This window comes from Pseudomonas sp. DWRC2-2, assembly GCF_049897885.1.
Classification (GTDB): domain Bacteria; phylum Pseudomonadota; class Gammaproteobacteria; order Pseudomonadales; family Pseudomonadaceae; genus Aquipseudomonas; species Aquipseudomonas azotoformans_A.
The window spans coordinates 360,331-372,782 of record NZ_JAFCXD010000004.1 but is presented as its reverse complement, the minus strand read 5'-3'; the positions used below and the strand labels follow the sequence as shown (position 1 = coordinate 372,782).

10 protein-coding genes and 1 pseudogene are annotated in these 12,452 nt (G+C 61.4%); 7 read left to right on the top strand and 4 right to left on the bottom strand.

What is annotated here, in order from left to right; genetic code table 11:
* Positions 1–76 precede the first annotated feature (76 nt).
* Positions 77–1,879: an acyl-CoA dehydrogenase gene (locus tag ACP7EW_RS20570; RefSeq protein ID WP_426219301.1), complete on the top strand. Its 1,803-nt coding sequence runs from the start codon at positions 77–79 to the stop codon at positions 1,877–1,879.
* Here ACP7EW_RS20570 and ACP7EW_RS20565 read toward each other — a convergent pair.
* Both ACP7EW_RS20565 and ACP7EW_RS20560 read right to left on the bottom strand, forming a co-directional pair.
* On the bottom strand, positions 1,876–2,169 hold the full coding sequence (locus ACP7EW_RS20565) for a cell division protein ZapA (RefSeq protein WP_016977202.1): 294 nt from the start codon (positions 2,167–2,169) through the stop codon (positions 1,876–1,878). The genes ACP7EW_RS20570 and ACP7EW_RS20565 overlap by 4 nt on opposite strands.
* Entirely contained in the window at positions 2,166–2,396 is a 231-nt protein-coding gene (locus ACP7EW_RS20560; protein WP_016977201.1) for a hypothetical protein, read from the bottom strand. The genes ACP7EW_RS20565 and ACP7EW_RS20560 overlap by 4 nt, the downstream gene beginning before the upstream one ends.
* Positions 2,397–2,635: 239 nt before the next feature.
* Between ACP7EW_RS20560 and ACP7EW_RS20555 the strand changes: the two are divergent.
* The 5 genes and pseudogenes from ACP7EW_RS20555 to selO form a co-directional block, all read left to right on the top strand.
* Positions 2,636–3,397: pseudogene (locus ACP7EW_RS20555) on the top strand (MCP four helix bundle domain-containing protein); the annotation flags it as partial.
* A gap of 30 nt (positions 3,398–3,427) precedes the next feature.
* On the top strand, positions 3,428–4,300 hold the full coding sequence (locus ACP7EW_RS20550) for a methyl-accepting chemotaxis protein (protein WP_370694346.1): 873 nt from the start codon (positions 3,428–3,430) through the stop codon (positions 4,298–4,300).
* Positions 4,301–4,504: 204 nt separating this feature from the next.
* Positions 4,505–6,247 (top strand): potassium/proton antiporter, encoded by a 1,743-nt coding sequence (locus ACP7EW_RS20545; RefSeq protein WP_016977199.1) that lies wholly within the window; start codon positions 4,505–4,507, stop codon positions 6,245–6,247.
* Between the two features lie 50 nt (positions 6,248–6,297).
* Positions 6,298–9,681, top strand: coding sequence for a mechanosensitive channel MscK (gene mscK / locus ACP7EW_RS20540; RefSeq protein ID WP_426219299.1), 3,384 nt, complete (start codon positions 6,298–6,300; stop codon positions 9,679–9,681).
* A 48-nt stretch (positions 9,682–9,729) separates the two neighbouring features.
* On the top strand, positions 9,730–11,193 hold the full coding sequence (gene selO / locus ACP7EW_RS20535) for a protein adenylyltransferase SelO (protein WP_426219297.1): 1,464 nt from the start codon (positions 9,730–9,732) through the stop codon (positions 11,191–11,193).
* A gap of 6 nt (positions 11,194–11,199) precedes the next feature.
* Here the strand turns inward: selO and ACP7EW_RS20530 are convergent, their stop codons facing one another.
* Positions 11,200–11,601, bottom strand: a complete 402-nt coding sequence (locus ACP7EW_RS20530; RefSeq protein WP_426219295.1) for a helix-turn-helix domain-containing protein — start codon at positions 11,599–11,601, stop codon at positions 11,200–11,202.
* An 82-nt stretch (positions 11,602–11,683) separates the two neighbouring features.
* Here ACP7EW_RS20530 and trxC point away from each other — a divergent pair, with 82 nt between their 5' ends.
* Positions 11,684–12,118 carry a thioredoxin TrxC gene (trxC, locus tag ACP7EW_RS20525; protein ID WP_012721842.1) on the top strand — a complete coding sequence of 145 codons (435 nt, stop codon included), beginning with the start codon at positions 11,684–11,686 and terminating at the stop codon, positions 12,116–12,118.
* On the opposite strand, the gene ACP7EW_RS20520 is transcribed toward trxC, so the two are convergent.
* The gene (locus tag ACP7EW_RS20520) at positions 12,106–12,330 is read right to left on the bottom strand and encodes a DUF6124 family protein (RefSeq protein WP_033897788.1); all 225 of its coding nucleotides are present in this window, start codon (positions 12,328–12,330) and stop codon (positions 12,106–12,108) included. The genes trxC and ACP7EW_RS20520 overlap by 13 nt on opposite strands.
* Between the last annotated feature and the right edge of the window lie 122 nt (positions 12,331–12,452).

Genomic DNA, 12,452 nt, shown 5'->3' with positions numbered 1-12,452 from the left:
CACCCAAATCAATCTTGCTATCCACCCTCCATTCGCGCACTTAGACTCAGGCCAATTCCTCTAAAGGTAAGCCGCCATGTTCGAGACGCTGCTCAGTTCCCGCAATCTGGCTTTCGAGCTGTACGAAGTCCTCGATGCCGAGGGCCTGACCCAGCGCGAGCGGTTTGCCGAACACAATCGTGAAACCTTCGATGCGGCCATCAGCACCGCCCGCACTATTGCGGAAAAGTACTTCGCCCCGCACAACCGCAAGAACGACGAAAACGAACCGCGCTACGAAGACGGCCAGGCCATCCTGATCCCGGAAGTGAAGCCCGCCGTGGACGCCTTCCTAGAAGCCGGCTTCCTCAACGCCGCGCGCAGTTTCGAAGCGGGTGGCATGCAACTGCCGACCCTGCTGTCCCAAGCCTGTTTTGCGCACTTCCAGTCGGCCAACGCCGCATCCACGTCCTACCCGTTCCTGACCATGGGCGCCGCCAACCTGATTGAAAGCTTCGGCACTGAGGATCAGAAACGACGCTTCCTACAACCAATGATTGACGGGCGTTTCTTCGGCACCATGGCCCTCACCGAACCCCACGCCGGCTCTTCGCTGTCAGATATTCGTACACGGGCAGAGCCTGCGGCTGACGGCAGCTATCGACTCAAAGGCAACAAGATTTTCATTTCCGGCGGCGACCACCCGCTGTCGGAAAACATCGTGCACATGGTGCTGGCCAAACTGCCGGACGCGCCGGCCGGGGTGAAGGGCATTTCGTTGTTTATCGTGCCCAAGTTCCTGGTCAACGACGACGGCAGCCTGGGCGAGCGCAACGATGTGTTGCTGGCCGGGCTGTTCCACAAGATGGGTTGGCGCGGCACCACGTCTACCGCGCTGAACTTCGGCGATAACGGGAATTGCGTCGGCTATCTGGTGGGCAAGCCGCACCAGGGGTTGAGCTGCATGTTCCAGATGATGAACGAGGCGCGGATTGGTGTCGGCATGGGCGCGGTCATGCTCGGTTACGCCGGCTACCTCTACTCCTTGGAGTACGCCCGCGAACGCCCGCAAGGTCGCCTGCCCGATAGTAAAGATCCCACGACCGCACCGGTCTCGATCATTCAGCATGCGGACATCAAGCGCATGCTGCTCACCCAAAAATCCTACGTGGAAGGCGCCTTCGACCTCGGCCTCTACGCCGCACGGCTGTTTGACGACACCACCACCTTGGCCACCGAAACCGAACGCAAACAAGCCCACGAACTGCTGGACCTGCTCACGCCCATCGTCAAATCCTGGCCGTCGGAGTTCTGCCTCAAGGCCAACGAACTGGCGATCCAGATTCTCGGCGGCCATGGCTACACCCGCGAATACCCGGTGGAGCAGTACTACCGCGACAACCGCCTGAACCCGATCCACGAAGGCACCCATGGCATCCAGTCCCTGGATCTGCTCGGGCGCAAACTGGCGCAGAACGGTGGCGCGGGCTTGAAGCAACTCATCCGACTGATCGCCGAAACCGGCGCCCGCGCCCAGGAATACCCAAGCCTTACCGCGCTGAGGGAACCGCTGGAACAACTGGTCAACCGCCTGCAAAGTGTCACCCTCGGTTTGCTGACGGATCTCGCCCACGGCAAGGTCAACAGCAGCCTGGCGAACTCAGCGCTGTACTTGAAAGTGTTCGGGCATACGGTGATTGGCTGGCGCTGGCTGGAACAGGCGATTCACGCCGAAGCAGGCTTGGCCAAGGGCAATGCGGCGGATGTGGCCTTCTATAAAGGCAAGCTCCAGGCCGCCCGGTACTTCCTGACCTGGGAAGTGCCGAGCTGCCATCATGAACTGGCAATCTTGGAGGCCCGTGATGACACGTGCCTCGGCATGCAAGATGAGTGGTTCTAAGGCGTTCCGATCGCCTTGGAAATCACATCGACCGTGGCGCTGACTTGCTCTTGGTAACGGTCGAGTTCCTGCTGGTGCGCCTGCTGCATTTCGATCTGCTCGGCGCACAGGTTCAGCGCCGCCAGCACCAGTAGCTTGTCACCGATCAGGGTCGGGTACTTCTTCTTGGTGGTGGCCAGGGACGCCTTGAGCAGGGTCACGGCGTGCATCAGGGTTTTCTCTTCCCCGGCCGGAGCCTTGATCGAGTAATCCTCTCCGAGAATCGAAACGACCTTTATCCCTTCACTCATGCGCCGACAGGCCCTGCGCTCACACGCTCAACCAGCGCCTGGATACGCGCGGCGGTGGCGCCGTGCTTTTCTTCCTGCTCCATCAGGTTCAGTTGCAGGCTGTCGTTCTCGTCCTTGGCGCGGGCCAGTTCCGCCTTGAGGGATTCGTTGGTGCCCAGCAGGTCCTGGTTCTGCTGTACCAGGTCGCTGACCAGTTGTTCCAATTGGCTGAGGGATGCTTCTAACATTTTGATTTCTCGGGCTTTTTCAAAGGGCGGTGACGATAAAGAAAATTCACCTCGGATGCCAGGGTTATCCCCGGCGCGCAGCCCGATTTTTAAGGGCCGGGCCGCGCTTTCGAGCCTTAGTGACTGCATTTACCGGATCTGGTTCCTGAATCGATCAAACCCCTCGTCAGATGCGACAAAACCGCACACGCCCCTTTAGACTTTAGTCGTACGACCGATAGAGAGGGACACCCCGTCTCATGGCCGCACGGATCGCGCTTCTCCCCCAGGATTCCCGCATGTCGCTTCGTAATATGAATATCGCTCCGAGGGCCTTCCTCGGCTTCGCGTTTATTGGTGCGCTGATGTTGTTTCTCGGTGTGTTTGCCCTGAACCAGATGAGCAAGATCCGTGGCGCCACCGAAGACATCACCCTGTCCAGCGTGCCGAGCATTCGTGCCCTCGATGAATTCACCCAGTTGACCCTGCGCCTGCGCGTGCTGTCGTACCGCCTGCTGACCAACCGCGAGCCGGAGGTTCAGCAAAAGACCCTGGAAGCCTTTGAACTGCGTAACCAGCAGATTCGCACGGCCCAGGGCATCTACGAAAAACTCATCGAGAGCAGCGAAGAGCGCTCGACCTACGACGAATACGTGCGCCTGCTGGGCCAATACCACCAGATTGAAGAGCGCATGAAGAGCCTGTCGCGCGCCAATCAAGTGGAGGAACTGCGCGCCCTGCTCAACACCGAGCTGCTGAGCAACTCCGAGCAGGTCAACGCCGTGCTCACCCGCCTGCTGGACATCAACAACAAGATGGCCCTGGCGACCAATAAAGACGCCGAAGACCAATACAACATGGCCTTCAACATGGTAGTGAGCCTGCTGGTGATCGCCACCCTGCTGACCCTGCTGTTCGCCTGGCTGCTGACCCGCAGCATCACCCTGCCTATTTCCCAGGCACTCGAAGCCGCCGAAGAAGTGGCCGAAGGCAACCTGACGCGGCCGATCAAGGTCGACGGTAACGACGAAGCCGGGCGCCTGCTGGCCGCTATGGCCAAGATGCAGGACAAGCTGCGCGACACCCTGCAACGCATCGCAGGGTCCGCAACCCAGTTGGCGTCGGCTGCCGAGGAACTGAACGCCGTCACCGACGAAAGCGCCCGTGGCCTGACCCAGCAGAACAACGAAATCGAACAAGCTGCCACGGCGGTGAACGAGATGACCAGCGCCGTCGAAGAAGTCGCCCGCAATGCGGTGAGCACCTCCGAAGCTTCGCGCAACGCCACCACTTCAGCCGGTGATGGCCGTGACCTGGTCCAGGAAACCGTCAGCGCCATCGAACGCATGAGCGGCGACGTGCAAGCCACGGCCACGCTGATTGGCGACCTGGCCAATGAGTCGCGCGACATCGGCAAGGTGCTGGATGTGATTCGCGGCCTGGCCGACCAGACCAACCTGCTGGCCCTGAACGCGGCGATTGAAGCGGCGCGTGCCGGTGAAGCCGGTCGCGGTTTTGCGGTAGTGGCCGATGAAGTGCGCGCCCTGGCCCATCGCACGCAGCAATCGACCAGCGAGATTGAGCGGATGATCGGCAGTATCCAGGCTGGCACCGAGCACGCGGTGGATTCGATGCGCAACAGCACCGAACGCGCCGAATCGACGCTGAACATCGCCAAAGGCGCCGGCATGTCGCTGGATACCATCAATACCGCGATTGTCGAGATCAATGAACGCAACCTGGTGATCGCCAGCGCAGCGGAAGAGCAGGCCCAAGTGGCGCGGGAAGTGGATCGCAACCTGGTGAACATCCGCGATCTGTCGGTGCAATCGGCAACCGGCGCCAGCCAGACCAGTGCGGCGAGCAGTGAACTGTCGCGCCTGGCGGTGGATTTGAACGGAATGGTCGGCCGCTTCCGCCTGTAACTGACCCCGACCGACTGTAGTGAGCAGGCTTGCCCTGCTCACTACAAGGGCCCTGCCCACTACAGCAACCCGGCTTCCATATTAACCCTGCACGAATCAGAAAAAGCTTTTTGACAGCGCAGCAATTCAACAGGTTAGAATCGCTGGCACGCAGACTGCATGGTCAGTTTGCGCCCCGTCTTGTTTGCTCATGGAGTACTGCCTTTGAATGCGACGACCATCAACAGCCTGTTCTTGATCGGCGCGTTGCTGGTGAGTGCGAGCATTCTGGTGAGTTCTCTTTCGTCCCGCCTGGGTATCCCGATCCTCGTGATCATCCTGGCCGTGGGCATGGTCGCCGGTGTCGATGGCGGCGGCATCATCTTTGATAATTACCCAACCGCCTACCTGGTGGGCAACCTCGCCCTGGCCGTGATCCTGCTCGATGGCGGTTTGCGCACACGGGTGGCGAGTTTCCGCGTGGCACTCTGGCCGGCGTTGTCGCTGGCCACGGTGGGGGTGTTGATTACCACCGGCCTCACCGGCATGGCTGCGGCCTGGCTGTTTGACCTCAATATCATCCAAGGCTTGTTGATTGGCGCGATTGTCGGCTCCACGGACGCCGCGGCAGTGTTCTCGCTGCTCGGCGGTAAGGGCCTCAACGAACGGGTCACTGCCAGCCTGGAAATCGAATCAGGCAGCAACGACCCCATGGCGGTGTTCCTCACCGTCACCTTGATCGACATGCTGGCCAGCGGCCAGACCGGCCTGCACTGGAGCCTGCTGACGCACCTGGTGCGCGAGTTCGGCATCGGCGGCGTGGTCGGCCTGGGCGGTGGCTGGCTGATGCTGCAAATGGTCAACCGCATCAACCTGGCCACCGGCCTGTACCCGATCCTGGTGATCGCCGGCGGCCTGTTCGTGTTCGCGGTGACTAACGCCCTGCACGGAAGCGGCTTCCTCGCCGTGTACCTGTGCGGCCTGGTCATCGGCAACCGCCCAGTGCGCAGCCGTCATGGCATTTTGCATATGCTCGACGGCATGGCCTGGTTGGCACAGATCGGCATGTTCCTGGTGCTGGGCCTGCTGGTCACGCCCCATGACTTGCTGCCGATTGCCCTGCCGGCCCTGGGCCTGGCGCTGTGGATGATCCTGTTTGCACGGCCGTTGTCGGTGATGGTCGGCCTGCTGCCGTTCAAGGCGTTCCACGGACGCGAAAAAGCCTTTATCGCCTGGGTCGGCCTGCGCGGCGCGGTGCCGATCATTCTGGCGGTGTTCCCGCTGATGGCCGGCCTGCCCCACGCGCAGCTGTACTTCAACCTGGCGTTCTTTATCGTGCTGGTGTCGCTGCTGGTGCAGGGCACGAGCCTGCCGTGGGTGGCCAAGCTGCTCAAAGTCACCGTACCGCCGGACCCGGCGCCGATTTCCCGTGCCGCGCTGGAAGTGCACGTCACCAGCGAGTGGGAGCTGTTCGTCTACCGCCTGGGCGCGGAAAAATGGTGCATCGGCGCCGCCCTGCGTGAGCTGAAAATGCCTGAAGGTACGCGAATCGCTGCGCTGTTCCGTGGCCAGCAACTGCTCCATCCGTCGGGTAGTACCGTGCTGGAAGTCGGCGATTTGCTCTGCGTGATCGGCCATGAACACAACCTGCCGGCCCTGGGTAAACTGTTCAGCCAGGCGCCGCAACGCGGTCTGGACCTGCGTTTCTTCGGCGACTTCGTGCTGGAAGGCGACGCCCAGCTGGGCGCGGTTTCCGCGCTGTACGGCCTGAAGCTGGAGGGCATCGACCCGGATATGCCGCTGAGCAGTTTCATCACCCAGAAAGTCGGCGGCGCGCCCATCGTCGGCGACCAGGTGGAATGGAACAACACCATCTGGACCGTCGCGGTCATGGACGGGAACAAGATTGGCAAAGTGGGCGTCAGATTCCCCGAAGGAAGTCGCCCGGGCCCCGGACTCTTCCTCTAAACTGCGGGGCGACGACGCCCCCGATTCTTCACCTTGCAAGACCGGTCTCTATGCCTACCCTGCGCACGTTCCTCGCCACTGCCCTGCTGGGCCTGACCCTTTGTGTCGGCACCGTTCACGCGGCCGACCCGCCCAGCGCCGACGCCATCCAGCAAGCCCTGGACAAGCTACCCGACCGCAAGCTGCCCGACGCCGACATGAAGGCCCTGCAGAGCATCCTGCAACAGACCCTCACCTACCTGGGCAACAAGCAGGATTACGAGCAGCGCCTGGCCGACCTCAAGCGCCAGCTGGAAGACGCGCCGCGCGAGACCGCCGACAACCAGCGCGAACTGACCCGGCTCAAGGCCACCAAAATCATCCCGGTCGCCCAGCGCTACGCCACCTTGCCGGTGCCGCAGCTGGAGCAACTGCTGGTGCAGCGCACCACCCAGCAAGGCGACCTGCAAAAAGAACTGGCCGACGCCAACAGCCTGTCCATCGCCGCCCAGACCCGCCCCGAACGCGCCCAGACCGAAATCAGCAGCAGCCAGACGCGCATCCTGCAGATCAATTCGATCCTCAAGGCCGGCAAGGACAACGGCAAGGCCCTGACCGGCGACCAGCGCAACCAGCTCAACGCCGAACTCGCCGCCCTCAACGCACTGATCCCGTTGCGCCGCCAGGAACTGGCCGGCAACAGCCAACTGCAAGACCTGGGCAACAGCCAGCACGACCTGGTGATGGAAAAAACTGCGCGCCTGGAACAAGAGATCCAGGACCTGCAAACCCTGATCAATCAGAAGCGCCTGGCCCAATCCCAACAAACGGTGACCCAGCAGTCCATCGAAGCGCAAAAAGCCGGCGGCAGCAGCCTGCTCGCCACCGAGAGCGCGGCCAACCTCAAGCTGTCCGACTACCTGCTCAAAAGCACCGACCGCCTCAATGACCTGACCCAGAAAAACCTGAAAACCAAGCAACAACTCGACACGGTGACCCAGAGCGACTCGGCCCTGGACGAGCAGATCAACGTGCTCAAGGGCAGCCTGTTGCTGTCCAAGATTCTCTACAAACAGAAACAAGCCTTGCCACGCCTGACCGTGGACCGCGACCTGGCGGACGACATCGCCAACATTCGCCTCTACCAGTTCGAGGTCAACCAGCAGCGCGAACTGATCAGTTCGCCGAGCGCCTATGTGGATAACCTGCTGGCGAACCAAGCGCCAGAAGACGTCACCCCGCAGCTGCGCCGCACCCTGCTGGAACTGGCGATCACACGCAGCGACCTGCTGGAGCGCCTGAGCCGTGAGCTGAGCGCGCTGCTCAACGAATCCATTACCCTGCAACTGAACCAGAAACAACTGCTCAGCACCGCCACCACCCTGCGCGCGACGCTGGATGAGCAGATGTTCTGGATCCCCAGCAACAAGCCGCTGGACACCGAATGGCTGGAAACCGTGCCGGCGCACCTGAGCAAGCAAGTCGCCACCCTGCCCTGGGCGTCCAGCGTCAGCGAACTGTATGACGGCCTGACCCAGCGCCCATTGCTGTTCCTGCCGCTGCTGCTGTTGATTGGCGCGCTACTGTGGCGCCGTAAAAACCTGTACCAGCGCCTGAACAAGGTGCATCTGGATATTGGCCACTTCAAGCGCGATAGCCAGTGGCACACGCCCCAGGCCATCCTGATCAATATCCTGCTGGCGATGCCGGTGTCCCTAGGCCTGGCGCTGTGCGGCTACGCGCTGCAGATCGACGCCCGTGGGCAGAACGCCAACCTTGGCTCGGCCCTGCTGCAGATCGCCCAGGCCTGGCTGGTGTTCTACACCGCTTATCGCATCCTGGCGCCGGGTGGCGTGGCGGAACTGCACTTTCGCTGGGAAAAACCCCAGGTCGAATTCCTGCAAGGTTGGGTGCGCAAGCTCGGGCTGGTGGTACTCGCGCTGGTGGCCGTGGTGGCCATCGCCGAGCACCAACCGGCGGCGCTGGCCGACGATGTGCTGGGCATCGGCGTGGTACTCACCTGCTACGCGCTGATGGCCTGGCTGCTCGGGCGCCTGTTGCTCAACAGCCCAACCCATGAAAAAGCCTCGCTGTTTCGCAAGGCCGTAGGCCTGTTGTTTACCGCGCTGCCGGTCGCGCTGTTTATCGCCGTGTGCTTTGGCTACTACTACACCGCGCTCAAGCTCAGTGACCGCCTGATCAACACCCTGTACCTGCTGATGTTCTGGCTGGTGATCGAAGCCACCTTCGTTCGCGGCCTGGGCGTTGCCGCCCGACGACTGGCCTATGCGCGTGCCCTGGCCAAACGCCAGGCCGCCAAGGAAGCCGGCGACGGTGAAGCGGTGATCGAAGAGCCGACCCTGGACATCGAACAGGTCAACGAACAATCCATGCGCCTGATCCGCCTGGCCTTGCTCGGTGGCTTTATCGCGGCGCTGTACTGGGTGTGGTCGGACCTGATCTCGGTGTTTTCGTACCTGGATAACGTCACGTTGTACGAATACACCAGTGGCACCGGCGCCAATATCAGCATGGTGCCGATCAGCATCGGTGACCTGCTCGGTGCGTTGATCATCATCGGCATCACTTTCGCCCTGGCGCGTAACCTGCCCGGCCTGCTCGAAGTGCTGGTGCTGTCCAAGCTGGACCTGGCCCAGGGCAGCGCCTATGCGACCACCACGTTGCTGTCGTATGTGATTGCCGGCGTCGGCTTCGTCTCCACCTTGTCCACCCTCGGCGTGAGCTGGGACAAGTTGCAATGGCTGGTGGCGGCGCTGTCGGTGGGCTTGGGTTTCGGTATGCAGGAGATCTTCGCCAACTTCATCTCCGGCATCATGATCCTGTTCGAACGCCCGGTGCGCATCGGCGACACCATCACCATCGGCAACCTGTCGGGCACGGTGAGCAAGATTCGCATCCGCGCCACCACGATCACCGACTTTGATCGCAAGGACATCATTGTCCCGAACAAAACCTTCATCACCGGGCAACTGATCAACTGGTCGCTGACCGACACCATCACCCGCGTCACCCTCAAACTCGGCGTGGACTACGGCTCAGACCTGGACCTAGTGAAGGAATTGTTACTCAAGGCCGCCAGGGAAAACCCGCGGGTCCTGAAGGAACCGGAACCCCACGTGTACTTCCTGAATTTCGGCGAAAGCACACTGGACCACGAACTGCGCATGCACGTGCGCGACCTGGGTGACCGCAACCCGGTGCTCGACGAGGTCAACCGCTACATCAACCGTGAGTTCAAGAAGCAGCACATCAACATCTCGTTCCGGCAGATGGAGGTGTACCTCAAGAACATGCATGGCCAGGAATACAAACTGGTGCCGGTCGAGGATGACCGCAAGACCCTCGTCGGGCCTGCGACAGAGCAAGATGCCCCCGAGCCGCCACCCGGCAAAGTCGAAGACGCGCCGGAACCGCCGCCAAGCAAACTCGACTAACCGCGCTATCCCCAGCAGAATGCTCGGACATTCTGCTGGAGATGGCCGGTGAAAGCCCTCGACGAACTGACCTTCGACAACCGCTTCGCACGCCTGGGCGACGCGTTCTCGACCCACGTATTGCCTGAGCCCCTCGACGCGCCGCGCCTGGTTGTGGCGAGCGAGGCCGCCCTGGCCCTGCTCGACCTTGACCCCGCCGTGGCCGAAACGCCGGTATTTGCCGAGCTGTTTGGCGGCCACAAATTGTGGGCCGAAGCGGAGCCCCGGGCGATGGTCTATTCCGGGCATCAGTTCGGCGGCTACACCCCGCAACTGGGTGACGGCCGTGGGCTGTTGCTGGGCGAGGTATACAACGCGGCCGGCGAGCACTGGGACCTGCACCTCAAGGGCGCCGGCATGACGCCCTACTCACGCATGGGCGATGGTCGCGCGGTGTTGCGCTCGTCGATCCGCGAGTTCCTGGCCTCCGAAGCGCTGCACGCGCTGGGCATTCCGAGCAGCCGTGCCTTGTGCGTGATCGGCTCCGACACACCCGTGTGGCGCGAGAAGCAGGAACGCGGCGCGATGGTGTTGCGCATGGCACACAGCCATATCCGCTTCGGACATTTCGAATATTTCTACTACACCAAGAAGCCCGAGCAGCAGGCGCTGTTGGCCGAACACGTATTGAACCTGCACTACCCCGAGTGCCGCGAACAGCCCGAGCCGTATCTGGCGATGTTCCGCGAAGTCGTCGAGCGCAATGCCGAGCTGATCGCCAAATGGCAGGCTTACGGCTTCTGCCACGGCGTGATGAACACCGACAACATGTCGATCCTCGGCATCACCTTCGACTTCGGGCCGTTTGCGTTCCTGGATGACTTTGACGCGCACTTCATTTGCAACCACTCGGACCATGAAGGGCGCTATTCCTTCAGCAATCAGGTGCCGATTGGGCAGTGGAACCTCAGCGCATTGGCGCAAGCACTGACGCCGTTTATCAGCGTCGACGCCTTGAAAGAAGCGCTTGGGCTGTACCTGCCGCTGTATCAAGCGAACTACCTGGATTTGATGCGCCGTCGCCTGGGGCTGACCACCGCCGAAGACGATGACCAGCAGCTGGTCGAGCGCTTATTGAAGCTGATGCAGAACAGCGGCGTGGATTACACCCTGTTCTTCCGTCGACTAGGAAATGAGTCGGCGGCGTTGGCCGTGGCGCGGTTGCGCGATGACTTTGTCGACCTGGCCGGGTTTGATGCCTGGGCCGAGCAGTACAAGGCGCGTGTTGCACGGGATGGGGACTACAGCGAGGAACAGCGCCGTGCGCGGATGCACGCGGCGAACCCGCTGTATATCTTGCGCAACTACCTGGCGCAAAACGCCATCGCAGCCGCTGAATCCGGGGATTACAGCGAGGTGCGGCGGCTGCATGCGGTGCTTTCAAAGCCGTTTGAGGAGCAAGCGGGGATGGAGCAATACGCACAGCGGCCGCCGGATTGGGGGAAGCATTTGGAGATTAGTTGTTCCTCGTAAAAACCTTTAGATGAAGGTTTCTACTGAAACACCGAATCGCCCGGCCAGCCAACGAATTTGACGTATGTTGAGCTGGCGCTTGCCGCTCAGGATTTCCAAAACGGCGGACTGCGGGCCTACACCCGGCAGATCGCCTTGGGTCAAGCCATGCTCTTGCATCATAAAACGCAACACATCAACGCCACTGGCAACAGGCATCGGCCAATGCTCATGATCGTAGGCTTCGATCCAGTCACCTATGATGTCCACCAGCCCCATAAGTGGGTGACCTTCGTCTTCTCCAACGATATCCAGTAGCTCATCAAGCGACCCGGCCAAGGCGTCATAGTCGGCCTCAGATTGGGGCTTGGTTAGCAGCGATGAAACAAAGCGCCAGTGCTCAATAGCCAGCTTTAGATCGTCGTTCATGTGTTGTCCTTTTTATCTGGTCTTGATAAACCGCATTCCCGGCTCCAGATTGAACCCAATGGCCACGCCCTAGGAGCCCCCGATGTCCGAACCTCTTGTAATCCCTTGCCCCCACTGCAACGGCCTCAACCGCATCCCCGGCGAACGCCTGGGCGATGCGCCCAAATGCGGGCGCTGCAAGCAGCCGGTTTTACTGAACAAGCCTTTCGAGCTGAAGCAAGGCGATTACGCCAGCCAGATCAAAGGCGATTTGCCGTTGCTGGTGGATGTGTGGGCCGACTGGTGCGGGCCATGTAAATCGTTTGCGCCGGTGTTCGAGCAGGCGGCCGGGCAGTTGGCGGGTAAGTGCCGATTGGCCAAGCTGGACAGCGAGGCCAATCAGCAGTTGTCGGCGCAGTTGGGGATTCGTTCGATTCCCAGTTTGATTCTGTTCAAGAACGGCCGCGAAGTGGCGCGCCAGAGTGGTGCGTTTCCGTTGCCCCAGTTGATGAGCTGGTTGCGCAGTCAGGGGGTGTGAGCCACCGGGGCTTCACGGTCCATCATCTGGCCGACCAGCAGCACGCCCAGTTCGCTCAATTGGTGGATCGCCAGTGCCACGTCGCGGTGTTCGCCGGTGAGGTCGTTGGACAGGTTGAGCAACAGGGTGCGGACGGAGGAGAAGGTTTCGTAGCTGTTGAGGACGAGGGTTTCGGTGGGGAGGTTGGGGGTGACGGTATAAAGGTTAACCATGGATCGTCTCCGAGCAGGAGCCGCAACCGACCGCTACTAAACGGGGGTGGCAGCTGTACGCAGGTTAGTAGACCGGGAGACGCAACCGGCGCGCTCAAGAGCGCCCTCCGTACAGCCACCAT